The sequence below is a fragment of the Agromyces capsici genome (genome assembly GCF_058349965.1).
On the sequence record NZ_JBYRET010000002.1, the window covers coordinates 779,923 to 804,172 of the forward strand.

At 70.6% G+C, this 24,250-nt stretch carries 23 protein-coding genes; 10 read left to right on the forward strand and 13 right to left on the reverse strand.

Translation table 11 applies throughout. The annotated features are described in order from the left end of the window. Together AC3RKB_RS17405 and lnt are read left to right on the forward strand one after the other, a co-directional pair. Positions 1–2,430, forward strand: coding sequence for a DEAD/DEAH box helicase (locus tag AC3RKB_RS17405; RefSeq protein ID WP_491437535.1), 2,430 nt, complete (start codon positions 1–3; stop codon positions 2,428–2,430). Next, positions 2,427–4,046, forward strand: a complete 1,620-nt coding sequence (gene lnt / locus AC3RKB_RS17410; RefSeq protein ID WP_491437536.1) for an apolipoprotein N-acyltransferase — start codon at positions 2,427–2,429, stop codon at positions 4,044–4,046. Before AC3RKB_RS17405 ends, lnt begins: the two co-directional genes overlap by 4 nt. On the opposite strand, the gene AC3RKB_RS17415 is transcribed toward lnt, so the two are convergent. From AC3RKB_RS17415 to AC3RKB_RS17430, 4 genes are all read right to left on the reverse strand, one after another. Further along, positions 4,043–4,408, reverse strand: a complete 366-nt coding sequence (locus AC3RKB_RS17415; RefSeq protein ID WP_465542795.1) for an RNA polymerase-binding protein RbpA — start codon at positions 4,406–4,408, stop codon at positions 4,043–4,045. The genes lnt and AC3RKB_RS17415 overlap by 4 nt on opposite strands. A gap of 85 nt (positions 4,409–4,493) precedes the next feature. Continuing rightward, positions 4,494–5,246 (reverse strand): glycerophosphodiester phosphodiesterase family protein, encoded by a 753-nt coding sequence (locus tag AC3RKB_RS17420; RefSeq protein WP_491437538.1) that lies wholly within the window; start codon positions 5,244–5,246, stop codon positions 4,494–4,496. 8 nt (positions 5,247–5,254) lie between these two features. After that, positions 5,255–6,193: an SPFH domain-containing protein gene (locus tag AC3RKB_RS17425; RefSeq protein WP_491437540.1), complete on the reverse strand. Its 939-nt coding sequence runs from the start codon at positions 6,191–6,193 to the stop codon at positions 5,255–5,257. After that, positions 6,190–6,663, reverse strand: a complete 474-nt coding sequence (locus AC3RKB_RS17430; RefSeq protein ID WP_491437542.1) for an NfeD family protein — start codon at positions 6,661–6,663, stop codon at positions 6,190–6,192. The genes AC3RKB_RS17425 and AC3RKB_RS17430 overlap by 4 nt, the downstream gene beginning before the upstream one ends. 121 nt (positions 6,664–6,784) lie before the next feature. Here AC3RKB_RS17430 and AC3RKB_RS17435 point away from each other — a divergent pair, with 121 nt between their 5' ends. Beyond that, positions 6,785–7,552, forward strand: coding sequence for an SDR family oxidoreductase (locus tag AC3RKB_RS17435; protein WP_491437543.1), 768 nt, complete (start codon positions 6,785–6,787; stop codon positions 7,550–7,552). A gap of 73 nt (positions 7,553–7,625) precedes the next feature. Here AC3RKB_RS17435 and AC3RKB_RS17440 read toward each other — a convergent pair whose 3' ends face one another. Continuing rightward, the gene (locus AC3RKB_RS17440; protein ID WP_491437545.1) at positions 7,626–8,234 is read right to left on the reverse strand and encodes an HdeD family acid-resistance protein; all 609 of its coding nucleotides are present in this window, start codon (positions 8,232–8,234) and stop codon (positions 7,626–7,628) included. A gap of 184 nt (positions 8,235–8,418) precedes the next feature. Between AC3RKB_RS17440 and AC3RKB_RS17445 the strand changes: the two genes are divergently transcribed. After that, entirely contained in the window at positions 8,419–10,050 is a 1,632-nt protein-coding gene (locus AC3RKB_RS17445; protein ID WP_491437547.1) for a RecQ family ATP-dependent DNA helicase, read from the forward strand. Between the two features lie 63 nt (positions 10,051–10,113). On the opposite strand, the gene AC3RKB_RS17450 is transcribed toward AC3RKB_RS17445, so the two are convergent. Together AC3RKB_RS17450 and AC3RKB_RS17455 are read right to left on the reverse strand one after the other, a co-directional pair. Continuing rightward, positions 10,114–11,202 (reverse strand): 1-acyl-sn-glycerol-3-phosphate acyltransferase, encoded by a 1,089-nt coding sequence (locus AC3RKB_RS17450; protein ID WP_491437548.1) that lies wholly within the window; start codon positions 11,200–11,202, stop codon positions 10,114–10,116. After that, positions 11,202–12,047, reverse strand: coding sequence for a patatin-like phospholipase family protein (locus tag AC3RKB_RS17455; RefSeq protein ID WP_491437549.1), 846 nt, complete (start codon positions 12,045–12,047; stop codon positions 11,202–11,204). The genes AC3RKB_RS17450 and AC3RKB_RS17455 overlap by 1 nt, the downstream gene beginning before the upstream one ends. 113 nt (positions 12,048–12,160) lie before the next feature. Between AC3RKB_RS17455 and AC3RKB_RS17460 the strand changes: the two genes are divergently transcribed. The 4 genes from AC3RKB_RS17460 to AC3RKB_RS17475 all read left to right on the forward strand — a co-directional run bounded on the left by AC3RKB_RS17460 (position 12,161) and on the right by AC3RKB_RS17475 (position 16,514). Beyond that, a complete protein-coding gene (locus tag AC3RKB_RS17460; RefSeq protein WP_491437550.1) occupies positions 12,161–12,604 on the forward strand; it encodes a helix-turn-helix domain-containing protein in 444 nt (147 codons plus the stop codon). Between the two features lie 10 nt (positions 12,605–12,614). Beyond that, on the forward strand, positions 12,615–13,028 hold the full coding sequence (locus AC3RKB_RS17465) for a VOC family protein (protein WP_491437551.1): 414 nt from the start codon (positions 12,615–12,617) through the stop codon (positions 13,026–13,028). Beyond that, positions 13,025–15,409 (forward strand): ATP-binding cassette domain-containing protein, encoded by a 2,385-nt coding sequence (locus AC3RKB_RS17470; RefSeq protein ID WP_491437552.1) that lies wholly within the window; start codon positions 13,025–13,027, stop codon positions 15,407–15,409. Before AC3RKB_RS17465 ends, AC3RKB_RS17470 begins: the two co-directional genes overlap by 4 nt. 262 nt (positions 15,410–15,671) lie before the next feature. Then, on the forward strand, positions 15,672–16,514 hold the full coding sequence (locus AC3RKB_RS17475; RefSeq protein ID WP_491437553.1) for a LysM peptidoglycan-binding domain-containing protein: 843 nt from the start codon (positions 15,672–15,674) through the stop codon (positions 16,512–16,514). 97 nt (positions 16,515–16,611) lie between these two features. Here the strand turns inward: AC3RKB_RS17475 and AC3RKB_RS17480 are convergent, their stop codons facing one another. The 5 genes from AC3RKB_RS17480 to dhaK all read right to left on the reverse strand — a co-directional run bounded on the left by AC3RKB_RS17480 (position 16,612) and on the right by dhaK (position 20,482). Beyond that, complete coding sequence (locus AC3RKB_RS17480) at positions 16,612–17,346, reverse strand: NYN domain-containing protein (RefSeq protein ID WP_491437555.1); 735 nt, start codon at positions 17,344–17,346, stop codon at positions 16,612–16,614. 365 nt (positions 17,347–17,711) lie between these two features. Then, entirely contained in the window at positions 17,712–18,047 is a 336-nt protein-coding gene (locus AC3RKB_RS17485) for a hypothetical protein (RefSeq protein ID WP_491437556.1), read from the reverse strand. Positions 18,048–18,125: 78 nt separating this feature from the next. Continuing rightward, positions 18,126–18,821 carry a dihydroxyacetone kinase phosphoryl donor subunit DhaM gene (gene dhaM, locus AC3RKB_RS17490; RefSeq protein ID WP_491437557.1) on the reverse strand — a complete coding sequence of 232 codons (696 nt, stop codon included), beginning with the start codon at positions 18,819–18,821 and terminating at the stop codon, positions 18,126–18,128. 1 nt (position 18,822) lies between these two features. Then, positions 18,823–19,470: a dihydroxyacetone kinase subunit DhaL gene (gene dhaL, locus AC3RKB_RS17495; protein WP_491437558.1), complete on the reverse strand. Its 648-nt coding sequence runs from the start codon at positions 19,468–19,470 to the stop codon at positions 18,823–18,825. A 10-nt stretch (positions 19,471–19,480) separates the two neighbouring features. Then, on the reverse strand, positions 19,481–20,482 hold the full coding sequence (gene dhaK / locus AC3RKB_RS17500) for a dihydroxyacetone kinase subunit DhaK (RefSeq protein WP_491437559.1): 1,002 nt from the start codon (positions 20,480–20,482) through the stop codon (positions 19,481–19,483). A 265-nt stretch (positions 20,483–20,747) separates the two neighbouring features. Here dhaK and AC3RKB_RS17505 point away from each other — a divergent pair, with 265 nt between their 5' ends. Next, positions 20,748–21,473: an MIP/aquaporin family protein gene (locus AC3RKB_RS17505; protein WP_491437881.1), complete on the forward strand. Its 726-nt coding sequence runs from the start codon at positions 20,748–20,750 to the stop codon at positions 21,471–21,473. Between the two features lie 111 nt (positions 21,474–21,584). Continuing rightward, positions 21,585–23,105, forward strand: a complete 1,521-nt coding sequence (gene glpK / locus AC3RKB_RS17510) for a glycerol kinase GlpK (RefSeq protein WP_491437561.1) — start codon at positions 21,585–21,587, stop codon at positions 23,103–23,105. Positions 23,106–23,190: 85 nt separating this feature from the next. Here the strand turns inward: glpK and trpD are convergent, their stop codons facing one another. Further along, on the reverse strand, positions 23,191–24,243 hold the full coding sequence (gene trpD, locus AC3RKB_RS17515; RefSeq protein ID WP_491437562.1) for an anthranilate phosphoribosyltransferase: 1,053 nt from the start codon (positions 24,241–24,243) through the stop codon (positions 23,191–23,193). Positions 24,244–24,250: the final 7 nt, after the last annotated feature.

Below are 24,250 nucleotides of genomic sequence, written 5' to 3' on the forward strand. Positions count from 1 at the left end.
ATGAGCCTCTCACCGGCGGAGCGCTACGCGCTCTCACGGCAGCAGCGCAGACAGCCCAGGCTGCAGGAGTTCGCCGCCGGTCTCTCCTTCGACCTCGATCCGTTCCAGCGCGCCGCCTGTGCCGCGCTCGATGAGGGCCGGAGCGTGCTCGTGGCCGCGCCAACCGGCGCGGGCAAGACGGTGGTGGCCGAGTTCGCCGTGCACCTCGCGATGCACTCCGGCGACGAGAAGGTCTTCTACACGACGCCGATCAAGGCGCTGTCGAACCAGAAGTACCAGGAGTTCGTCGAGACCTGGGGTGCGCGCAACGTCGGCCTGCTCACCGGCGACACGAACATCAACTCCGGCGCGCGCATCGTGGTGATGACCACCGAGGTGCTGCGCAACATGCTCTACGCCGACTCGCCGCTCCTCGACCGCCTCTCGTACGTCGTGATGGACGAGGTGCACTACCTCGCCGACCGGTTTCGCGGCGCCGTGTGGGAGGAGGTGATCATCCACCTCCCCGAGGCGGTGCGACTGGTCTCCCTCAGCGCGACCGTGTCGAACGCCGAGGAGTTCGGCGACTGGCTCCAGGCGGTGCGCGGCGACACCGACGTGATCGTCTCGGAGCAGCGGCCGGTGCCCCTCGAGCAGCACGCGCTCGTGGGCACGAAGCTCGTCGACCTGTTCGACTCGTCGGGACAGGCGGCGACCCACCGCGTGAACCCCGAGCTGCAACGGCTCGCGCGCGCGGGGGGCCGCTCGATCCAGGGCCGCTCGCAGCGCGGGCGCCGCGGCAGCGACCGTGGCCGGTTCCACGGGCCCGGGCCGGGCGGCGGCCGCGCCGAGCGTTCCGACGTCGTCGAGCTGCTCCGCGGCAAGCACCTGCTGCCCGCGATCGTGTTCATCTTCTCGCGGGCGGGGTGCGACCAGGCGGTCCGCCAGGTGCTGCGCAGCGGCATCCGACTGACCGACGCCGAGGAGCGCGACGAGATCCGCGCGATCGTCGAGGAACGCGCGCGGATGCTTCGCGACGACGACCTCGCGGTGCTCGGGTACTGGGAGTGGCTCGAGGGCCTGCAGCGCGGCGTCGCGGCGCACCATGCGGGCATGCTGCCGGCGTTCAAGGAAACGGTGGAGGACCTCTTCCAGCGCAAGCTCCTGAAGGTCGTCTTCGCGACCGAGACGCTCGCGCTGGGCGTGAACATGCCCGCTCGCTCGGTCGTGCTCGAGAAGCTCGAGAAGTTCAACGGCGAGGCCCGCGTGCCGATCACGCCGGGGGAGTACACGCAGCTGACCGGCCGCGCGGGCCGGCGCGGCATCGACGTCGAGGGCCACTCGGTCATCCAGTGGGTCGATGGACTCGACCCCGAGGCGGTCGCCTCGCTCGCCTCGCGGCGGAGCTACCCGCTGAACTCGAGCTTCACCCCGACCTACAACATGGCCGTCAACCTCGTCGACCAGTTCGGCCGTGAGCGCACGCGCCAGGTCCTCGAGCTCTCGTTCGCGCAGTTCCAGGCCGATCGCGCGGTCGTCGACCTCGCGCGCACCCTGCGCAAGCAGGAGGAGTCGATGGCCGGGTACGAGCAGGCGATGCGCTGCCACCTCGGCGACTTCGGCGAGTACGCGGCGATGCGCCGCCGCATCGGCGAGCTCGAACGCCAGCAGGCCAAGGGCAACCCCACGCACGCCCAGCGGGAGCGGATGCAGCGCGAGCTCGCCGCCGAGCGCAAGCGCCTGCGCTCCCATCCGTGCCACGGCTGCGCCGAACGCGAGCAGCACGCGCGCTGGGCCGAGCGCTGGTGGCGGCTGAAGAAGGACCACGACGACCTCTCCCGGCAGATCCGAACGCGAACCGGCCAGGTCGCCAAGCGGTTCGACCGCGTCGCGGAGGTGCTCGAGGAGCTCGGCTACCTCGAGTCCGACGGGCAGGGCGGGCTCGCCTCGACGGCGGCGGGCCGCACGCTCAAGCGCATCTACGGCGAGCGCGACCTGCTCGTCGCCGAGTCGCTCCGCCGCGGGTACTGGGACCGCCTCGACGTGCCGGCGCTCGCGGCGATGGCCGCGTCCCTCGTGTACGAGCCGCGCCGCGACGAGCGCGGCATCCAGTTCCGTTTCCCGCGGGGCCCGTTCCGCGAGGCGTTCGAGCGGACGACCGACGCGTGGAGCGAGCTCGACGACGTCGAGCGCGACCGCCGCCTGCCGGGCAGCGAACAGCCTTCGCCGGCGCTCGCCTCGGCGATGCACGCCTGGGCGCGCGGCGTCGGGCTCGGCGTGATCCTCGCCGACACCGAGCTCGCGGCGGGCGACTTCGTGCGGCTCACCAAGCAGGTGATCGACCTGCTCGACCAGGTGTCGATCGTGGCCGACGCCGAGCTCGGCGCCACCGCCCGGGCGGCGATCGACGCGGTGCGCCGCGGCGTCGTCGCGTACGGGGCGGCGGCGTGAGCGCCGCACCCCCTCGGTCCGAGTCCGCGACGGTCGAACCGGCCGTCGATCCGACCCGGCCGCTGATGCCGTTGTGGGCCGCGCTGCTGGTCTCCGCGCTCGGCGGATTCGTCTACGACCTCGGCTTCCCGGGTGCGAGCGTCTGGCCGCTCGCGTTCGCCGGCATCGCGATGGCGCTCGTGAGCCTCATCGGGCGTTCGTCGTGGGCGGCGTTCCACGTCGGGCTCGCGTTCGGCCTCGCCTTCTACCTGACGCACGTGTCGTGGACCTCGCTCTACCTCGGCCCGGTGCCGTGGCTGGCGCTCTCGATCCTCGAGTCCCTCTTCGTGGCGGGCGGTGCGGTGCTCATCGCGCTGGCGTACCGGTGGATGCCGCAGGCGACCCGCTCGCGGTGGGCGCGTCTCGTGCTCCTCCCGCTGCTGGTCGCCGGCCTCTGGGTGCTGCGTGAGACCGCCAGCGGCACCCTGCCGTACGGCGGATTCCCGTGGGGTCGGGCGGCCCTCAGCCAGTCCGAGAGTCCGTTCGCCGAGGTGGTCTCGTGGGCGGGGTCCTCGGGGCTGGGGTTCGTCATGGTCGCGATCGTCGCCGGCCTCATCGAATGGGTGCGGGCACGCGGATGGCGCGACCTGCGCACCGGGATCCCGGTCGCCGCACTGCTCGTCGTCGCGATCGTGGTTCCGGCGTGGCAGACCGTGCCCAGCGGCGAGCTCCGGGTGGCGAGCGTGCAGGGCAACGGCCCGTCGGGTTACTTCGACGAGCGCGCGCCGGGCGACGTGCTCGAGGCGCAACTCGCCGCGACCGAGCCGATCCTCGACGAGCCGGGGATCGACGTGCTGCTCTGGCCCGAGGGCGGCTCCGACGTCGATCCGACGCGCAGCGCCGAGGCGGCGCGCATCTTCGACGACCTGAGCGATGAGCTCGACGCTCCCGTGGTGCTGAACACCGTGACGGTCGACGACGAGGAGCGCTTCTTCAACACGTCGCTGCTGTGGGAGGACGGCGAGGGCGCGGTCGACCGGTTCTCGAAGCGGAACCCGGTGCCGTTCGGCGAGTACATCCCAGACCGCTGGTTCTACGACGCGCTCGCCCCCGACCTCACGGGGCTGATCCAGCGCGGCTATTCGCCGGGCACCGAGCCGCCCGTGTTCGACCTCGACGGCACGATCGCCGGCCTGGCGATCTGCTTCGACGTCATCTACGACGGGCTCATCTGGGAGGGCGCGCGGGATGGCGCCGAGCTCTACCTGTTCCAGACGAACAACGCCGACTTCCGCGGCACCGACGAGAACCAGCAGCAGCTCGCGATCGCGCGCCTGCGTGCCATCGAGACCGGCCGCTCCGTGGTGAACATCTCGACGGTCGGCACCAGCCAGGTGATCGACCCGTCGGGCCGGACCATCGACTCGCTGCCCGCCTACGAGGCCGGCGCCATGGTCACCGACGTCGAGCTTCGTGAGGGGTTCACCCCGTCGGTCGTGCTCGGCGGGTTCGTGCCGACCCTCATCGTGATGGGATCCATCGCGGGACTGGTCGTCGCCGGCGTCCGCGCGGGTAAGCGGAACGCCCCGCGCCGGAAGCGATCCGGGCGGGGCGTCGGCGTGGAATCGGCGACCTAGGCGCCGATCTTCTGCTGCCCGCGACGGGCGCGCAGGTAGTTGAGGCGCTCCTGCAGGATCTCCTCGAGCTCGGCGCGCGTGCGGCGCTCGAGCAGCATGTCCCAGTGGGTGCGGGCGACCTTCTCGCCCGAGCGGTCGATCTCGACCGGCTTGGAGTCGACGAGGAGCACCGCGGAGTTGCCGCAGTGACGGCACTCCCAGGTCTCGGGGATCTCTGCTTCCGTCGAGAAGACCATCGTGGTCTCGCGACCGCACGTCTCGCACTGGTACGTGTACTCGGCACGGTCGGCGAAGACGACGCCGTCCTCGCTCTGCAGGCTCTGCGCGCCGATTCGCATGCCCCGAAGGCTCCGGTCCGCCATGGCGTACTCCTCTCGATCGTCATCAGGTATAAACGATCAAGCTGGGCGTCTTCTTTCCACGGGCTGATGTTTTGCCGGGGAACTCTCAGCTTTCCGAGGCGACGCGAAGCGCCAGGTCGACGCGGTCGGTGACGAGTCCGTCGACGCCGAGCGCGAGCAGGCGCCGCATGTCGGCCTCGTCGTTGACGGTCCAGACGTGCACCTCGACGCCGGCCGCGTGCGCGGCGCCGATGAACGTGGGGGAGAGCAGCGCCATCCGGCCGACCCGCTCGGGGATCTGCAGCGCTCCCAGCCCGGCGGTCGTCCGGCGCATGAGCGTCGCGCTTCGGGTGACGGATGCCGCGCGCGCCCGCAGCACGGACGTGCGACCGGCCGACGTGGCCGCGTCGGGCACCGCGGCGACGAGCCGCCGTCGACGTGCATCGGAGAACGAGGTGAGCAGGACGCGGCCGTCCGCCTTCGCACGACGGATCGCCTCGATCGTGGCCGGCACCGCGGCATCCGCCTTCACGTCGATGTTCAGGCGCGCCTCGGGGAACGCGTGCAGGAGCTCGTCGAGCGTGCCGTAGCCGTGGCCGCCGCCGAGGTCGACCCGGCGGAGTTCCGACAGGGGAAGGCTCGCGACCGCATCGCGGCGGGCCGCGAGGCGCGCCAGGGTCGGGTCGTGCGCCAGCACCGCGGCGCCGTCGGCGCTCACGTGCACGTCGGTCTCGAGGTACGTCGCCCCCGCGCGCACCGCGTGCTCGAACGCCGCGAGCGTGTTCTCGGGCGCGTCGAGCGCGAGACCGCGATGCGCGAGCAGTCGCGGCCGCGGCGGATCGAACCAGTGCGAGGGCACCGTGCGGGTCAGGCGAGCCCGCCGGGAGTCGACCGTCCGGCGCCGCTGCCGGCCGTGCCGTCGCCCTTCGGCGTGAAGGCCGAGCTCACGCCCTTCAGCGCCTCGGTGAGCTCGCTCGGGATGATCCACAGCTTGTTCGACGCACCCTCGGCGAGCTGCGGCAGCATCTGCAGGTACTGGTAGCCGAGCAGCTTCGGGTCGGGGTCGCCCTTGTGGATGGCGTCGAAGACCGTGAGGATCGCCTCGGCCTCACCCTGGGCGCGGAGCACCGCGGCCTTCGCATCGCCCTCGGCCTTGAGGATCGCAGCCTGCCGAGCACCCTCTGCCTCGAGGATCGCCGACTGCTTCGTTCCCTCGGCGGTGAGGATCGCGGCCCGGCGGTCGCGCTCGGCGCGCATCTGCTTCTCCATCGAGTCCTGGATGGAGAGGGGCGGGTCGATCGCCTTGAGCTCGACCCGCGACACGCGGATGCCCCACTTGCCCGTCGCCTCGTCGAGCACGATGCGCAGCTGCCCGTTGATGTTGTCGCGGCTGGTCAGCGCCTCCTCCAGGTTCAGTCCGCCGACCACGTTGCGGAGCGTGGTGGTCGTGAGCTGCTCGACGGCACCGAGGTAGTTGTTGATCTCGTACGTCGCGGCCCGCGCGTCGGTGACCTGGAAGTAGACGACCGTGTCGATCGAGACGACGAGGTTGTCTTCCGTGATCACCGGCTGGGGCGGGAACGAGACGACCTGCTCGCGCATGTCGACGAGCGGGAGCAGCCGGTCGATGAACGGGATGAGGATGTTCAGGCCCGGGGTCAGCGTCTTGTGGTACCGGCCAAGCCGTTCGACGACGCCGGCGTAGGCCTGCGGGATGATGCGGATGGAGCGCGCGATCACCACGATGGCGAAGATCGCGATCGCGAGGACCACGATCACGGTGATGATTGGTCCGAGGTCGTTCACGCCTCTGTGCTCCTCTCCACCGGGACGACGACCGCCGTCGCCCCGTCAATGCCGGTCACGAGCACGTGCTCGCCCACGGCGACATCCGCCTGGTCGGTGATGGGCGAGAGCCGCGCCGTCCACACGTCGCCGTTCTGCAGCTTCACCTGGCCACCCGTCGTCGTCACCGTGCGGACGACCGAGCCGTCGGCGCCGATCAGGGCGTCGATGTTGCTGCGGGCCGGGTCGGCCCCGCGCCGCAGCATCCGGAGCAGCGACGGACGCAACGTCAGGATCAGCGCGATCGAGACGATCGCCGCGACGATGAACTGCGCCCACCACGGGATGCCCGTGAGGCCCGACAGCAGTCCGGCCACGCTGCCGAGTGCGAGCATCAGGAAGGTCATCTCGAGGGTGAACACCTCGATCGTCGCGAACACGAGGATCAGCACCAGCCAGGCGATCCAGGCGTACTGCGTCAGCACATCCACTTCGTCTCCTTCAGGACCCGTCATGAACCTAGCAGCGCGAGGGCCGCGGTTGGGGGAGTTGGTAGTCTCGGTGCGGCGCGTCCGCGTGCGCGCCGACATCCGCAGCATTGAGGAGCCCACCGTGACCAACCCCCTCGCCCCCGGATCGCTCGACGGTCGCGTCGCCCTCGTCACGGGCTCGTCCCGCGGCATCGGCGCCGACACCGCCCGCTACCTCGCCGAGGCCGGCGCCGCCGTGGTGATCAACTACCGCAGCAAGGCGCCGCGCGCCGAGAAGATCGTCGGCGAGGTCACGGCGGCCGGCGGCCGCGCGCTCGCGGTCGGCGCCGACCTCACCGACGCCGCCTCGGTCCAGGCCATGTTCGAGCGGGCCGTCGCTGAGTTCGGGCCGATCGACCTGCTCGTGCTCAACGCCTCGGGCGGCATGGAGTCCGGCATGGGCGAGGACTACGCCATGCGCCTCAACCGCGACGCGCAGGTCAACGTCGTCGACAACGCCCTGCCGCACCTCGCGGAGGGGGCTCGCATCGTGTTCGTCACGAGCCACCAGGCGCACTTCATCCGCACCACGCCGACCATGCCCGAGTACGAGCCCGTCGCGCTCTCCAAGCGCGCCGGCGAGGACGCCCTCCGGGCCAAGCTGCCCGAGTTCGAGGCCGCGGGCGTCGAGTTCGTCGTCGTGTCGGGCGACATGATCGAGGGCACGATCACCGCGACGCTCCTCGAGCGCGCGAACCCCGGCGCGATCGCCGCTCGCAAGGAGGACGCGGGCAAACTCTACAACGTCGCCGAGTTCGCCGCCGAGGTCGCCTCGGCCGCGGTCGAGCCGATCCCCGCTGACCACACGCGCTATGTGGGCGACGTCTCGGGGTTCGCGCCCGAGCAGTAGGCCGCGCATGCGGACGGGGGCCGGTCGCGTTCCGACCGGCCCCCGTCGTGTCACCCCGTGCGCGGGGTCGGCGTCAGCTCGAGAGCTGCATCCCTCGGCCGAACGTGAAGGCACGCACGATCTGCACGATGCCGAGCACGATGAGCGAGACGCCGATGACCCAGAACAGGATCGCGGCGCCCCAGAACGGCGAGAAGAGCAGCACGATGCCCGCGATGATGCTGAGCAGGCCGAAGAAGATGCTCCATCCCCTCGACGGCGAGTTCCCGGACTGCGCGAGCGCGACCGCGCCCTCGACGATCCACAGGATGCCGATGATCACGCCGAGGAAGATGCCGATCACGACGGCGCTCTGGGTGGGGTTGGCGAGCATCAGGATGCCGCCGATGACGAACAGGACGCCGAGGATGATGTCGAGCGCCCTCGCACCGCCCGAGAGGCCCTTCGAGAAGATGCCCAGGCCCACGTACGCGAGACCGGCGATCAGGAAGTAGATGCCGAGCATCACCGTCAGCACGATCGCCGAGTTCTTCGGCCAGAAGGTGATGAAGATGCCGGCGATCAGGGCGAGCACGCCCGTCACGCCGAGCGCGACGCGGATGGTGTTGACCGCCGACTTGGTCAGCTCGGCGGAATCGAACGAGAACGCGGCGAAGGTGCTGTTGGACTGCGGGGACGACATACCGACTCCTTCCGGCACGCCCCGACTGGCGCGCCCGGGATCAGGTTATTGGCGGCGACGGCTCCGATGGGGGAGCCTTTCGTCCTGAGGTCGGCGTGTCGTGCCATCCGCCCGCCTGTGGAGAGCCGCCGGACCGTCGCGGCGATGCGACAGACTGGGAAATCGATCAGGATGGGGGAGCGGCGTGAGTGGACTCACCGGCAGGATGCGCGAGGTCGCCCGGCAGCGCTTCGGCTGGGCCGAGCTCAAGCCCGGCCAGGCCGAGGCCATCGGGGCCGTGGTCGAGGGCAGCGACGTGCTCGTCGTGATGCCCACGGGCTACGGCAAGTCGGCGGTTTACCAGATCGCCGCGCACCTGCTCGAGGGGCCCACGGTCGTCGTCTCGCCGCTGATCGCGCTGCAGGCCGACCAGGTGCGGCACCTCGAGCGCGCGTCCGGCGACGGGACCGCGGTGGCCGTCAACTCGGCGCACAGCGACGGCGCGAACCAGCGCTCGTGGGAAGCCGTTGCCTCCGGCGAGGCGGAGTTCGTCTTCCTCGCCCCGGAGCAGCTCGCCAAGCCCGAGGTCATCGAGGAGCTCGCGGGCCTCGGCGTGTCGTTGTTCGCGGTCGACGAGGCGCACTGCGTCTCGTCCTGGGGGCACGACTTCCGCCCCGACTACCTGCGGCTCGGGGCGGCGATCGAGGCCGTCGGCCGTCCCCGCGTCGTCGCCCTCACCGCGACCGGGTCGGCGCCGGTGCGCGAGGAGATCATCGAGCGCCTCGGGCTGCGCGAACCGCGCGTGCTGGTGGGCGGGTTCGACCGGCCCAACATCCACCTCGCCGTCGTGCGCCACGAAGACGAGGCGACGAAGGAGCGCGCGGTCATCGAGACCGCGCTGGCCGCCCAGAAGCCCGGTCTCGTCTACGTCGCCACCCGCACGGACACCGAGCGATTCGCCGAGCGGTTCGCCGGCGAGGGGCTGCGCGCCGCCGCCTACCACGGCGGCATGCCCGCACGGGCCCGCCGCGAGGTGCACGAGGCGTTCCTCCGCGACGAGCTCGACGTCGTCGTCGCGACGAGCGCGTTCGGCATGGGGGTCGACAAGCCGAACGTGCGCTTCGTCGTGCACGGCGACATCACCGAGTCGCTCGATTCGTACTACCAGGAGGTCGGGCGGAGCGGCCGCGACGGGCAGCCGTCGGCGGCGACGCTGCACTACCGGGTCGAGGACCTGGGGTTGCGCACGTTCTTCGCCTCCGGCCGGCCCCGCGAGGATCGGGTCCGCACGGTCGCCGCGGCGCTCTCGGCGACCGGTGCGCCGCAGACGGGCCGCGCGCTCGGCTCCGAACTCGACCTGCCGCCACGCGCAGTCACCTCGATCCTCAACATCCTGGTCGAGGCGGATGCCGCGACCGCCGTCGAGGGTGGCGTCGTGGCGCACGGCACGCTCGATCCCGAGACCGTGCTGACGCTCGTCGACGAGGTGGTCGAGCGCCGGAAGCGGATCGACGAGTCCCGGCTCGCGATGATCCGGGCGTACGCTGAGACGTCCCGGTGCCGGCGCGCCACGCTCCTGGAGTACTTCGGCGACGACCTGAACGAGCCGTGCGGGAACTGCGACACGTGCGACAGCGGGTCGGCGTTCGAGTCCGACGAACCGGCGGCCGCAGCCGGGGAGTACCGCCCCGACCAGACGGTACGTCACCGCGAGTGGGGTGAGGGGCGCGTGATGAGCATCGAGCCCGACCGCATCACGGTGTTCTTCGACGACGAGGGGTACCGGGTGCTCTCGCTCGCCGCCGTGCGGGACGGCGACCTGCTCGCGGCGATCTGACGGCGCGGCGGCGCCGCGCGGCGGCGCGTCCGGCGTGGCCGGACCGACCGCGGCGACCGCGCGTCAGCGGGCGGTCCGGGCCGGCCGCCCGCGGCGGAGTCGCGCGGCGGGCGGAGCAGCCGTCTCGGCCTCGGGCCGGTGCCGGTCGATCCAGTCGTCGATCCGCTCCCATTCGCGCATGAGCCAGTCGTTCCGCTCGTCGTGGTCGGCGGGGATCTCGGCGCGCGGGACGTTCCAGAACCGCATGATGATCGTCTTGTCGGTGGGCAGCTCGCGCCACACGTCGGAGATGGTCCGGATGCGGTCGAGTCCGGTGTGCGCCACGAAGAACACGTCGGCGTCGGGCGCCGCATCCGTGGCCGCGAAGAAGCCGCCCGGGCGCGGCGCCATGACGTTCTGCAACCGCGCCGCGCGGTCGGCGGCCGCGTCCAGGCCGGCGGCGCGGAGGCGTTCGATCGCGCGGGTGCGCCTGCGCTCGGTGAAGTTCCCGCCCTCGGGGAAGATCACCAGCGCGTCCCGCGGGCCCATGTCGCTCGCGAGGTCGTGGATCCGGTGCTGCAGGACGTGGTCGCTCGGACGTGCGTCACCGGAGAACGGCGGCGGCGCGATGAACCGGTTGGGCAGCCGGTTGAGCACGACGTCGACCGCGGGATCCCACTGCAGCGTGTCCTTCATGACGATGCGGGGCGCTCGGGCGAACCAGTTCAGCACCGCGTGGATCAGGATGAACGAGTCGCCCGGCCCGGCGTGCCGGCTCGCGATCACGCGGGGACGGTCGTCGTCGTGGAAGTCGTCGGGAACCCGCACGTCGATGTCGAGCCGCAGCACCCAGTACGCGTTCCAGAACAGGAACTCGAGCATCCTCGCGACCAGCCGGTAATGCGCGCGCTGGAAGCCCGGCGAGTGGATGCGCCATCCGAAGCCCGAGGCCACCCAGAGCGCGAACAGGGCGATCAGCGCGGCGGCGTCCCACAGCAGGTAGAGGTTCAGCATCCAGAGCAGCCGCGGCGTGCGCAGACGCGGCTCGATGAAGATCGAGACGGCCGTGGCGACCACCAGCCAAGCGGGCAGCAGCAGCGTGACGACGAGCGCCGCGAGCACGACGAGGGGCGCGAGGATGAGGCGGCGCACCCACCTCGGCGGCACGCGCATCAGTCCGGCGATCCGTCGCGGGCTCGACCGGCGGTCGCCGTCTCCCGGTCGAGGTACTCCGAGGCCGCCCGGTGCGCGCTCTCCATGCGCCGCAGCACGGCCGCGGGGGAGAGGTTGCGCGCGATCCGGTTCTCCCGCTCCGAGGTCGTGCCCGTTGGCAGCACGTGCAGTCGGGTGCCCTCGGGCAGGTTCGCCGAGTCGCGCGCGAAGCGGTGGCGCCGAGAGATCTCGAACGCGACCCGGGCGTTGTCGAACTGGTTCCGCGGAGCGGACAGCGGGTACTCGATGCGCCCCACCTGCATCACGTGGATCTCGGTCGCGCCGGCGGCGGCGGCCTCGCTGATCGGGATCGAGTTGACGATGCCGCCGTCGACGAAGTGCTCGTCGCCGATCCGCACCGCCGGGAACAGGCCCGGCAGCGCCGAGGACGCGAGCACGGCGGGGATGATCGGGCCGTCGGTGAACCAGTGCTCGGCGGCGCGCTCGATGCTCGCCGCGACGCACCGGAACTCGACCTCGAGGTCGCCGAACGTGCGGGCACCCGGCAGCCCGGCCTCGAGCAGGCGGACGAGCGGACCGGTCGACATGACGTGCGCGCGGCCCGGCCGGAAGCCCATGCCGGTCGTGAGCGCGCGGGCGTCCGTCGACGTCCACGCGTGTTCGAGGCGCTCGAGCGAACGATCGACGTCGGCGGCGATGATCGCGCCGTTGATCGCGCCGATCGAGGTGCCGACGACGAGGTCGGGCCGGATGCCGCGCTCGAGCAGCGCACGCAGCATCCCGACCTGCACGGCACCGAGCACGCCGCCGCCGCCGAGGACGAACGCGACCTTCGCCGACACCATGGCGTCATTGTCGCACCGCGTCCCGGCGCGGACGGGTGACGTTCGGCCCGGCCCGCCCGCCCGGCGCTCTGCCGCGCTGGACACGGCCGGGGCGACGTGGCACCATCGCGCACGTGAGCAGCAGTTCCGCAACGACGCAGCATCTCGGCGACCTCGCGGCCCTGCGACGGGTCCGCGACCGCATCGACCGCGAGTACGCGCAGCCGCTCGACGTCGAGGCGCTCGCGCGGGGAGCGAACATGTCGGCCGGGCATCTGAGTCGTCAGTTCAAGCTCGCGTTCGGCGAGTCGCCCTACTCCTACCTCATGACGCGGCGCATCGAACGCGCGATGGCGCTGCTGCGCCGCGGCGACCTGAGCGTCACGGAGGTGTGCTTCGAGGTCGGTTCGTCGTCGCTCGGGACGTTCAGCACCCGTTTCACCGAGCTCGTGGGCGTGCCGCCGAGCGTCTATCGCGAGCAGTACGCCGGCGTCACCCTCGGGATGCTCCCGTGCGTGGCGAAGCAGGTCACCAAGCCGATCAGGAATCGAGAAGCGATGGTGGGCGGCCGGGGCTAGCGTGGCTGACATGAGCCTCACCATCCACTCCAGCTTCCTCCCGCACCTCGACCCCGAGGCGTCGCTCGCGTTCTACCGCGACGTCCTCGGCTTCGAGGTCCGCAACGACGTGGGCTACGAGGGCATGCGGTGGATCACGGTCGGCCCGGCCGACCAGCCCGACACCGCCATCGTGCTGCACCCCCCGGGCGTCGGCCCCGGCATGACCGACGACGACCGGAATGCGCTCCTCGAGATCATCGCCAAGGGCAGCTACTTCGGCGTGAACCTCGCGGCGACCGATCTCGACGACACGTTCGCGACGCTCGATGCGGCGGGCGCCGAAGTGGTCCAGGAGCCGGTCGACCAGCCGTACGGGCTCCGCGACTGCGCGTTCCGCGACCCCGCCGGCAACATGATCCGCATCCAGCAGGTGGCTCGATGACGACGGCCGCGACCGGCGGTGCGACGGCATCCGCCGTGCCCGCGGCGGACCGCCACGACCTGATCCGGGTCCAGGGCGCGCGCGAGAACAACCTGAAGGATGTCTCGGTCGAGTTGCCGAAGCGGCGCCTCACCGTGTTCACGGGCGTGTCGGGGTCGGGCAAGAGCTCGCTCGTGTTCGACACGATCGCGGCGGAGTCGCAGCGGCTCATCAACGAGACGTACAGCGCGTTCGTGCAGGGGTTCATGCCCTCGCTCGCGCGGCCCGACGTCGACCTGCTCGACGGGCTCACGACCGCGATCATCGTCGACCAGGAGCGCATGGGGGCGAACGTGCGTTCGACCGTCGGCACCGCGACCGACGCCAACGCCATGCTGCGCATCCTGTTCAGCCGCCTCGGGCAGCCGCACATCGGCTCGCCTCAGGCGTTCTCGTTCAACATCCCGTCGGTGACCGGCAGCGGGTCCATCACGATCGAACGGGGCGGCACGCCCGAATCGATGGAGCGCACGTTCAGCCAGCTCGGCGGGATGTGCCCGCGGTGCGAGGGCATGGGCACGGTCTCCGACCTCGACCTCGCCGAGCTCTTCGACGAGACGAAGTCGCTGGCCGGGGGCGCGATCACCATCCCGGGCTACACCGCCGACGGGTGGAGCACGAAGATCATCGGTGCGGTCGTGCCCGCCGACGTCCCGATCGCGGACTTCACCGACGAACAGCGCCACGACTTCCTCTACTCCGAGCCCCGCAAGGTGAAGGTCAACGGCATCAACCTCACCTACGAGGGGCTCGTGCCGAAGATCCAGAAGTCGATGCTCTCGAAGGACGTCGACGCGATGCAGCCGCACATCCGCGCCTTCGTCGAACGCGCCGTGACGTTCGCGGCCTGCCCGGAGTGCGACGGGACGCGCCTGAACGCACCCGCCCGCGCGTCGAAGATCGACGGCATCAGCATCGCCGACGCGTGCGCCATGCAGATCAGCGACCTCGCGGAATGGGTGCGCGGGCTCGACGAGCCATCCGTCGCGCCGTTGCTCTCCGGCCTGCGTCAGATCCTCGAGTCGTTCGTCGAGGTCGGCCTCGGCTATCTCTCGCTCGACCGTTCGTCGGGGACGCTCTCGGGCGGCGAGGCCCAGCGCACCAAGATGATCCGCCACCTGGGATCGTCGCTGACGGATGTCACGTACGTCTTCGACGAGCCGACCGTGGGGCTGCACCCGCACGACATCCAGCGCATGAACGAACTGCTGCTGCGCCTGCGCGACAAGGGCAACACGGTCCTCGTCGTCGAGCACAAGCCCGAGTCGATCGCCATCGCCGACCACGTGGTCGACCTCGGACCCGGTGCCGGCGCGGCCGGGGGAGCGATCGTGTTCGAAGGGACCGTCGACGAGCTGCGCACCGCCGACACGCTCACCGGGCGCCACTTCGACGACCGGGCCGCGGTGAAGCCGTCGGTCCGCAGCCCCACGGGCGCGCTCGAGGTTCGCGGTGCGACGGAGCACAACCTGCGCGGCGTCGACGTCGACATCCCGCTCGGCGTGCTCGTCGTCGTGACCGGGGTCGCCGGGTCGGGCAAGAGCTCGCTCATCACCGGGTCGGTGTCCGGACGCGACGGCGTCGTGACCGTCGACCAGGGCGCCATCCGCGGTTCGAGGCGGAGCAACCCGGCGACGTACACGGGCCTGCTCGACCCGATCCGGAAGGCCTTCGCCAAGGCGAACGGCGTGAAGCCGGCGCTGTTCAGCGCGAACTCCGAGGGCGCGTGCCCGAACTGCAACGGCGCCGGCGTCGTGTTCACCGATCTCGGCGTCATGGCGAGCGTCGCGAGCACGTGCGAGGTCTGCGAGGGCCGCCGGTTCGCCGATGCCGTGCTCGAGTACCGGCTCGGCGGCCGCGACATCAGCGAGGTGCTCGGGATGTCGGTGACGGAGGCGCTGGCCTTCTTCGCCGACGGCGAGGCCCGCGTCCCGGCGGCGCACGCGATCCTCGCTCGCCTGGCCGACGTCGGACTCGGCTACCTCGCGATCGGCCAGCCGCTCACGACGCTCTCGGGCGGCGAGCGGCAGCGGCTGAAGCTCGCCACCCACCTCGCCGAGAAGGGCGGCGTGTACGTGCTCGACGAGCCGAGCGCCGGCCTGCACCTCGCCGACGTCGAACAGCTCCTCGGCCTTCTCGACCGCCTCGTCGACTCGGGCAAGTCCGTCATCGTCATCGAGCACCACCAGGCCGTCATGGCCCACGCCGACTGGATCATCGACCTCGGGCCGGGTGCGGGCCACGACGGCGGACGGATCGTCTTCGAGGGCACGCCCGCCGATCTCATCGCCGGCCGGGCGACGCTGACGGGGGAGCACCTCGCCGCCTACGTCGGGGCGTGACGCCCGCGACATCCGGATCGAAGGAGGACGAATGTGCCTGCATTCGGCATACGAGGCCGGGGGAGTGGTGTACGTGCGCGGCCTCGATCCCAAGCCCGCTCGGGCTCACGATTCGAACACCTGTTCGAACCGTGAGCCCGGCGATCTGAACCATCCGACCGAACCGGAAAGGCGCGCCTGCCGTCGGGCGGGTGCGGAGGAACTTCTCCACATCCGCCCGCATCGGCCGCTTCCGGCGAGCACGCATCGCTAGAGTGCGCCCATGGTGGAGTCAGCGAATCGGCCCAGGGGAGTGGTCGGCGCGGCGGCGCTCGTGGCGCTGGTCCTGATGGGATGCGCATCCGTCGATGAGCCGGTTGCGACGGCCGGCCGCTCACCTGTGGTCGACCCGTCGACGAAACCCGCGGATGTCGGCGAGGTCGCGTCGTCGCCCGTACCGGCGGTCCCGCGCCTCTCCGAACTGGTTCCGGGGACGGTGATCGCGACGGGCGAATTCGACGGCGGCGCGGCCGGTCGCATCGAGATCCGCGCCAACGGCACCGACCGGGGATTTGACGTCTCGCTCGCGGGCCTGACCCCGGTGCCGTCGGCAGGAGCGTCGCTCGAGCTGAGCGCGCTCGAAGCGACCGCGGGGGAGCACGAACTGCGCAGCGGCTTCAGCTACTACCGATACGACCCATTGCAGCCGTCGACCGACCAGACGTTCACGACGCCGGGTGTGGGCTACGGCGGCTTCGAGACGAACGACCCGAGCTACATGCGCACGGCGATCATCTGGGCGGCCGAACCCGGAACGTCGTTCATGTTCGGGAGCATCGTGGCGAGGGCGCCGCTCACCTGGCTGCTCCCTGACATGAACCCCGGAATCGATGTCGTCGACCACGGCGCTGCTGACGGCGCACGCGGAAGGGTGACGCTCGCCGCCGACGGCAGCCCCGAGAGCTACCGCGTCGCCTGGGGTGATACGCCCGATGGCATCACCGGGCGCTTCGGCATCACCATGGACGACCTCGAATGGCTGAACCCGGATCGTCTCAGCACGCGGCTCATCCTCGCCGACATCACGCTCAACCTGGACCGCGACTCCCGTGGTCTCCGGGAGTAGCGAATCCGCCGATGAAGTGCCCAGTCGTCGCAGGGACACGATCGTCGACGCCAGCCGAGGATCGGATCCAGATTTCGAGTCGCCCGCGGCGCCCCGTTCAGACGCTGGCCTTCCTTCGATCCTTCACGTGGAGTCCGCCGGTGGGCCGGGTCTCGACGACGAAGAGTTCGGTCGCTCGAATCAGGTCGGACAGTTTCGCATAGCCCCAGTTTCGAGAATCGAAGTCGGGCTGTTGGTTCCGCATCAGGTTTCCGACCGCGGCCAGATTGGCCCATCCGTCCTCACCTGATGCCGTGGTGACGCTCGCTCGCAACCCGGAGACCAGCTTGGTGTCGCCGCGAAGCTTGGGCGGCAGCACGCGCCCACCTGATTCAGACGTGCTCTCGTCCGCCGGCTCGTCGATCACCTCGAGGTAGGTGAAACGATCGCACGCGTTGCGGAACGCCTCGGGGGTCTTCCGCTCGCCGAACCCGTATACGGTGACGCCTTCTTCGCGGATGCGGGACGCGAGCCGGGTGAAGTCGCTGTCGGACGAGACGATGCAAAATGCGTGGAAGCGACGCGTGTACAACAAGTCCATGGCATCGATGATCAGCGCACTGTCGGTCGCATTCTTCCCGACGGTATTGGCGAACTGCTGCATCGGCTGGATCACGTGCTCACTCGCAACCGGTTTCCAGCTGCTCAGGTTCGGTTTCGTCCAATCGCCGTAGACCCGCTTCACCGAGGCGGTGCCGAATCGCGCGACCTCGGCGAGGACAGCGCCGATCTTCGTCGGCGGCACGTTGTCAGCGTCGACGAGGACGGCGAGGAGATCGTTCGGCTGCGGCATCCGACCAGCATGGCAGTTGACACGCGGCAATCGGCGTTGCTCGCCAAGGGACGGGCCACGATGACGTCGCTCGATGAGGAGCCGATAATGCACATTATGTCCGAATCACTGTGAGATGCCGAGCAGTCGCACGCCCCCGCTGCCCGTGGACAGCGACATTCCATTCCTGCCAACTGACCCGTTGACAGCGACATCGCACACGCGCTCGCCCGATGCGCGCGAGCGGTGCCGTACACGAGTCGACACGGGACGCGTGCGGCGCGATATCGACCAACCGAATCGCGATGCAGATGCACTGTGAAGAGTCTTCACAATCCGTTCACGACGCGATCGCCGGCTCGGCACCGGCCCGTTCGCGTGGTCAGTCAGGCGCGCTTCTCGCTGCGTTGCTGCATCTTCTGCACGCGGGCCTCGCTCGCGGGCATGCCGAACTCGTTCAGTGGACCGCTCGCGGCCCGCTCGGGCAGGCGTTCGTCGGTCGGGCATTCGAGCAGCACGTTCGACGTGGACTCGTCGATGCGGTGCTCGAACATCGGGTGCCCGCAGATGGGGCACGGCTTCTCCCCCAGATGACTGCGGTCATCCGGGTCCTCCGGGGCCACTCGCGGTGACTCGAACGCGGGACTCAGGGTCCGATCGACCCGGTCGAAGAACCGGGTGAACGCGTTGCCCTCGCCGGGGCCCGCCTCTTCGCGTGCCATGGCGCAGATGCTACTCCCGGCCGAGTGCGCTGCGCGAGGAAAACCGCGGATATCTCGAAATCCGCGCAGCGTCGACCGTCAGTGTTCGCCGAACCCGGACTCCGCGAGTTCGGCGAGCGCGTCGACCGCGGGCCCGCCGTCGGGGGCCTCCGTCGCGATCTCGACCTCGTCGCCTCTCACCAGTCCGAGCGCCATGATGGCGAGCAGGCTCTTCGCGTCGGTGCCGTTCACCGTCACGCGCTGCGAGAACGTGCTCGCCAGCTTGACCAGCTCAGCGGCCGGCCGTGCGTGCAGCCCGTCGGCGTTCGTGAGCGTCACGCGGCGGCTGATCAGATCGGGCGCGGCAGTCCCGGGCGGCGGCGCCGAGGCGGGCTCCCCTCCCCCGCCGCCGGCGCTCTCGGCGGCGCGCACCACGATGTCGAGCGGGTCGCCCGCCTCGGCTGCCACGGATGCCGCGACTCCGCCCTCCACGAGTGGCGCGTCCGCGATCCGCACGCGAGAGCGCACCTCCTCGTCGAGGAATTCGAGGGCGGTCTCGGCGGTCAGGATGGCGGAGCCGAGGTCGCACATCACGACGACCCCTGCCCCGCCATCCGCTGCCTCGATCGCCGTCGACACGAGGTCGAAGCTGGTACCGATGCGCCCGTCGTCGGTTCCGCCCGCGGGTTCGAGCCGGACCGTGGGTGCCATCTGACGGGCGAGCTCGACGAGCCCCTCGGCGAGCCGGCGCGAGTGCGAGACGAAGACGATGCCGACGCGCGGGCCCTCCCCCACGTCAGGCACTCGTTCCGTTCGTCGCCGCCGCGGCCGCCGCCGCGAGGAGGTACGCCGTGGACTGCGCTCCGGGGTCGCGATGACCCGCCGAGCGCTCACCGAGATAGCTCGCCCTTCCCTTTCGCGCGACGAGCGGGATCGTCGCGTCGGAGCCTGCTGCCGCGGCATCCGCAGCCGCCTTCAGGGTCTCGGCCGCGCTCGCGCCCCCGTCGGCCGCTATTCGGGCCGAATCGACGGCCGGCGTCCAGGCGTCGACCATGGTCTTGTCACCCGATTCCGCCTTGCCGCGGGCGACGATGCCGTCGCGTCCGGCGGTCAGCAGCGCGACGACGCCCGACGCATCGATCGAGGTCTCGCCGGCCGTCGCCGTCGACGCCCGCAGGTACGCGGTGCCGTAGAGCGGCCCGGCCGCCCCGCCGACCGTCGAGATCAGGGTCGTGGCGACGAGCTTCAGCACGTCGGACGGCGTCGATCCGGCCGGCAGGTCGTCGAGCTTCGGCAGCACGGCCTGGAATCCGCGGTCCATGTTCTCGCCGTGGTCGCCGTCGCCGATCTCGCGGTCGAGCGTGATGAGCTCGACGCGGTGCTCCGCCATCGACTCCGCGCTCCGCCGTACCCAGTCGACCGCCCAGGTGATGTCCAGCCCCACCGCGGCGCCCCTACCGGCCCCACCGGAGCGCGGCGGTGTGCACCGGCGCATCCCAGAGCTGGAGCATCTCGTCGTCCAGCTTCAGGAGGGTGATCGAGAAGCCCTGCATCTCGAGCGAGGTGATGTAGTTGCCCACCAGGGAGCGCTCGATGCGGATGCCGCGCTCGGCGAGCACCTCGGCAGCACGGCGGTACGCGATGTAGAGCTCGACCTGCGGCGTGCCGCCCATGCCGTTCACGAACAGCAGGACGCGATCGCCGGACGAGAACGGCAGGTCCTCGAGCACGGGCGTGAGCAGTCGATCGACGAGCGCGTCCGCGGGCTCGAGCTTGATGCGCTCCCGGCCCGGTTCGCCGTGGATGCCGATGCCGATCTCGACCTCGTCCTCGGCGAGCGTGAAGCTCGGCTCGCCGGCGTGCGGCACGATGCACGGCGTGAGCGCCATGCCCATCGAGCGGACGTTGGCGTTCACGCGCTCGGCGATCTCGGCGACCTGGTCGAGCGAGTCGCCCCGCTCAGCCGCCGCACCCGCGATCTTCTCGACCAGGACGGTGCCGCCCACGCCCCGGCGGCCGGCCGTGTACAGGGAGTCCTTGACCGCGACGTCGTCGTTCGTGACGACCGCGCGCACCTCGATGCCGTCGGCCGCGGCGAGGTCGGCCGCGGTCTCGAAGTTGAGCACGTCGCCGGTGTAGTTCTTCACGATGTGCAGCACGCCCTTGCCTCCGTCGACCGCCTTCGTCGCGTTGAGGATCGGGTCGGGGGTGGGCGACGTGAAGACGGCGCCGGGCACGGCGGCGTCGAGCATGCCGTGGCCGACGTACCCCGCGTGCAGCGGCTCGTGCCCGCTGCCGCCGCCGGACACGATCCCGACCTTGCCCGCCACGGGCGCATCAGCGCGCACGACGTGGATCGGGTCGGTCGCGACCGTCACGAGGTCGGCGTGCGCGAGCGCGAACCCGGCGACCGACTCGTCGACGACTCGCTTGGGGTCGTTGATGATCTTCTTCACGGACGTCCCTTTCCCCTCGGCTGCTCGCGTCGGGCCCCTCGCACATCGACGCTGACGCAGCACTCCCTCGCAAAACTACTCCCGCGAAGGGTGCCCATGAAAGGGCTCTCCCGAAAAGCGGAGCGGCTCTTCCGCCTGGCTTCGCGACGCGAGTAGGGTGGGCGCCATCCGCCCCTGGGCGTGGCCCTCGGGCTCGGCGAAAGGATGGAAGGTCAACGTGGACAATCTCGGTGTGTTGATGCTCTCCGAGCTGGTGGGCACGGCGATGCTCGTGCTCCTCGGCTGCGGCGTCGTCGCGAACGTCGCCTTAGCCAAGACCAAGGGCTTCGGCGGCGGATTCCTCATGGTGACGTTCGGATGGGGCTTCGCGGTCTTCGCGGGCGTCATCGTGGCCTACGTCTCCGGTGCCCACATCAACCCGGCGGTCACGCTCGGCCTCGTGGCGAACGGCGCGACCGAGTTCGGCAACGCCGGGCTCGACATGACGGTGGCCGTCTCCCCGCTCAGCGTGCTGGGCTACATCGGGGCGCAGCTGCTCGGCGCCATCATCGGCGCGGTCATCGTGTGGCTCGCCTACAAGCAGCACTTCGACCAGGAGCCCGACCCGGCACCCAAGCTCGGCACGTTCTCGACGGGCCCCGGCATCCGCAACTACGCCTGGAACCTGATCACCGAGATCATCGGCACGTTCGTGCTGGTCTTCGTCGTGATCGGCTTCGGCCGTCAGGGCGACCCCGGCGGGCTCGCGGCCCTCGGCGCACTCCCCGTTGCCCTCCTCGTGGTCGGCATCGGCGTGTCGCTCGGTGGCCCGACCGGGTACGCGATCAACCCGGCCCGCGACCTGGGTCCGCGCATCGCGCACGCGTTCCTTCCCATCCAGGGCAAGGGCGGATCCGACTGGTCGTACTCGTGGGTGCCCGTCGTCGGCCCCATCATCGGCGGCCTGCTGGCGGGTTGGGCGGCCATCCCGCTGCTCCCCATCGAGTTCTGACCCTCCGAGGGGCCGGTCGATCGACCGGCCCCTCGTTCGTCCTGACGCGCGTCGACCTGGCGCGCACGCGGACGTGAACCATCCCAATGCGACAGAGAGGACGCAACGGACATGGCGGACTACATCCTGGCCATCGACCAGGGCACCACCAGCACGCGAGCGATCATCTTCGACAAGAAGGGCTCGATCGTCTCGACCGGGCAGCTCGAACACGAGCAGATCTTCCCCAAGGCGGGCTGGGTCGAGCACGACCCGATGGAGATCTGGCGCAACACCCGCGAGGTCATCGGGCAGGCCCTCGGCAAGGCCGACCTCACCCGGCACGACGTCGCCGCGGTGGGCATCACCAACCAGCGCGAGACCGCGGTGGTGTGGGACAAGAACACGGGCGAGCCCGTCTACAACGCGATCGTCTGGCAGGACACCCGCACCCAGCCGATCGTCGACCGCCTCGCGGCCGACGGCGGCGTCGAGCGCTTCAAGCAGGACGTGGGCCTGCCGCTCGCGACGTACTTCTCCGGCACGAAGATCGTCTGGATCCTCGAGAACGTCGACGGCGCGCGCGAGAAGGCCGAGGCCGGCGACCTGCTGTTCGGCACGACCGACTGCTGGGTGCTCTGGAACCTGACCGGCGGCGTCGAGGGCGGCGTGCACGCGACGGATGTCACGAACGCGAGCCGCACGATGTTCATGGACCTCGCGACCCTCGAGTGGCGCGACGACATCCTCGCCGCGTTCGGCGTGCCCCGCTCGATGATGCCGTCGATCCGGGCGTCGTCGGAGGTCTACGGCAACGTCGAGCCGTCCAGCCTGCTGCGCGAGGTGCCCGTCGCGGGCATCCTCGGCGACCAGCAGGCCGCCACGTTCGGGCAGGCCGCGTTCGACCCCGGCGAGTCGAAGAACACGTACGGCACGGGCAACTTCCTGATCTTCAACACGGGCGAGGAGATCGTCCACTCGAAGAACGGGCTGCTCACGACGCTCGGATACAAGCTCGGCGACGACAAGCCCCATTACGCCCTCGAGGGCGCGATCGCCGTGACCGGCTCCCTCGTGCAGTGGGTGCGCGACAACCTCGGGCTCATCTCCAACGCGGCCGAGATCGAGGAGCTCGCCAAGACCGTCGACGACAACGGCGGCGCGTACTTCGTGCCCGCGTTCTCGGGCCTGTTCGCGCCGTACTGGCGACCCGACGCCCGCGGCGCGCTCGTCGGCCTCACGAGGTACGTGCACAAGGGCCACATCGCCCGCGCCGTCCTCGAGGCCACCGCGTTCCAGACCCGCGAGGTCCTCGACGCGGTGAACGCCGACTCCGGCGTCGACCTCACCGAGCTCAAGGTCGACGGCGGCATGATCGCCAACAACACCTTGATGCAGTTCCAGGCCGACATCCTGGGCGTGCCGGTCGTGCGACCGGTGGTCGCGGAGACGACGGCGCTCGGCGCGGCCTACGCTGCGGGTCTCGCGGTCGGCTTCTGGTCGAGCCTCGACGAGCTCCGTGACAACTGGCAGGAGGACTCGCGCTGGGAGCCGAAGATGGATTCCGCGGAGCGCGACCGCCAGATGCGCCTGTGGAAGAAGGCCGTCACGAAGACCTTCGACTGGGTCGACGACGACGTGTCGCACGGCTGAGCTCCGGACCCGTTCCGGCGGACACGACGGGCCCCGCGGCATCCGCGGGGCCCGTCGTCATGCGTCGGGCCGACGTGCCTCGGAATCACGCCCGAGTGGCCGCGACCCACTCCTCCAGCTTGCGAGCCGCCGCCCCGCTGTCGATCGCACCCTCGGCGACCGCCATCTTCTCGTGGAAGCGCTCCAGGATGGTGCGCTGCACCTGGCTCGGGTCGTTGGCCAGCTCGAACGCGACCAGTCCGGCGGCCGCGTTGAGCACGACGATGTCGCGCACAGGGCCGCGGGCCCCGGCGAACACGTCGTGGACGATCTGCGCGTTGTGCTGGGCGTCGCCGCCCTTCAACTGCTCGATCGTGGTGCGCGGGATGCCGAGCTCGCGGGGGTCGAGGTCGTGCTCCTTCACCGTTCCGCGCGAGACCTCCCAGATGTGGCTGTGGCCGGTCGTGGTGAGCTCGTCCAGTCCGTCGTCGCCGCGGAACACCAGCGCCGTCGCGCCTCGGGTCTGGAACACGCCGACGATCAGCGGCACGCGGTCGAGCTGCGCCACGCCCACCGCCGATGCCTCGGGACGAGCAGGATTGCAGAGCGGGCCGAGGAAGTTGAACACCGTGGGGACGCCGAGCTGAGCCCGGACCGGTCCGGCGTGCTTGAAGCCGGGGTGGAACGCGGCGGCGAATGCGAACGTGATGCCGGCCTCGCCGAGCACCTCGGCGACGCGATGGGCCGGAAGCGTGAGGTCGATCCCGAGCGCGCCGAGCACGTCGGATGAGCCCGACGCCGAGCTCGCGGCCTTGTTGCCGTGCTTGATGACGGGGACACCGGCCGCAGCGCAGATCACGGAGGCCATGGTCGAGACGTTCACGGTGCCGAACCGGTCGCCGCCCGTGCCGACGATGTCGAGCGCCATGGGGTCGACCGGCAGCTCGACGGCATGGTCGAGGATGGCGTCGCGGAAGCCCACGATCTCGTCGACGGTCTCGCCCTTGAGGCGCAGCGCGATGAGGAACGCGGCGAGCTGGGCGTCGGTCGCGACCCCCGTCATGACCTGCTCCATGCACCACGCGGCATCCGACACGCTGAGGTCGTCGCCCTCGATGAGGGCGTTCAGGACGGCGGGCCAGGACTGCAACGACGACATGGTCCGA

Bases quoted from the DNA above. Each gene is read 5' to 3' on its own strand.
- AC3RKB_RS17405 (WP_491437535.1), top strand. From the start codon at position 1: ATGAGCCTCTCACCGGCGGAGCGCTACGCGCTCTCACGGCAGCAGCGC.
- AC3RKB_RS17415 (WP_465542795.1), bottom strand. From the start codon at position 4,408: ATGGCGGACCGGAGCCTTCGGGGCATGCGAATCGGCGCGCAGAGCCTG.
- AC3RKB_RS17440 (WP_491437545.1), bottom strand. From the start codon at position 8,234: ATGTCGTCCCCGCAGTCCAACAGCACCTTCGCCGCGTTCTCGTTCGAT.
- AC3RKB_RS17450 (WP_491437548.1), bottom strand. From the start codon at position 11,202: ATGCGCGTGCCGCCGAGGTGGGTGCGCCGCCTCATCCTCGCGCCCCTC.
- AC3RKB_RS17455 (WP_491437549.1), bottom strand. From the start codon at position 12,047: ATGGTGTCGGCGAAGGTCGCGTTCGTCCTCGGCGGCGGCGGCGTGCTC.
- AC3RKB_RS17465 (WP_491437551.1), top strand. From the start codon at position 12,615: ATGAGCCTCACCATCCACTCCAGCTTCCTCCCGCACCTCGACCCCGAG.
- AC3RKB_RS17470 (WP_491437552.1), top strand. From the start codon at position 13,025: ATGACGACGGCCGCGACCGGCGGTGCGACGGCATCCGCCGTGCCCGCG.
- AC3RKB_RS17475 (WP_491437553.1), top strand. From the start codon at position 15,672: ATGGTGGAGTCAGCGAATCGGCCCAGGGGAGTGGTCGGCGCGGCGGCG.
- AC3RKB_RS17480 (WP_491437555.1), bottom strand. From the start codon at position 17,346: ATGCCGCAGCCGAACGATCTCCTCGCCGTCCTCGTCGACGCTGACAAC.
- AC3RKB_RS17485 (WP_491437556.1), bottom strand. From the start codon at position 18,047: ATGGCACGCGAAGAGGCGGGCCCCGGCGAGGGCAACGCGTTCACCCGG.
- AC3RKB_RS17505 (WP_491437881.1), top strand. From the start codon at position 20,748: ATGCTCGTGCTCCTCGGCTGCGGCGTCGTCGCGAACGTCGCCTTAGCC.
- glpK (WP_491437561.1), top strand. From the start codon at position 21,585: ATGGCGGACTACATCCTGGCCATCGACCAGGGCACCACCAGCACGCGA.
- trpD (WP_491437562.1), bottom strand. From the start codon at position 24,243: ATGTCGTCGTTGCAGTCCTGGCCCGCCGTCCTGAACGCCCTCATCGAG.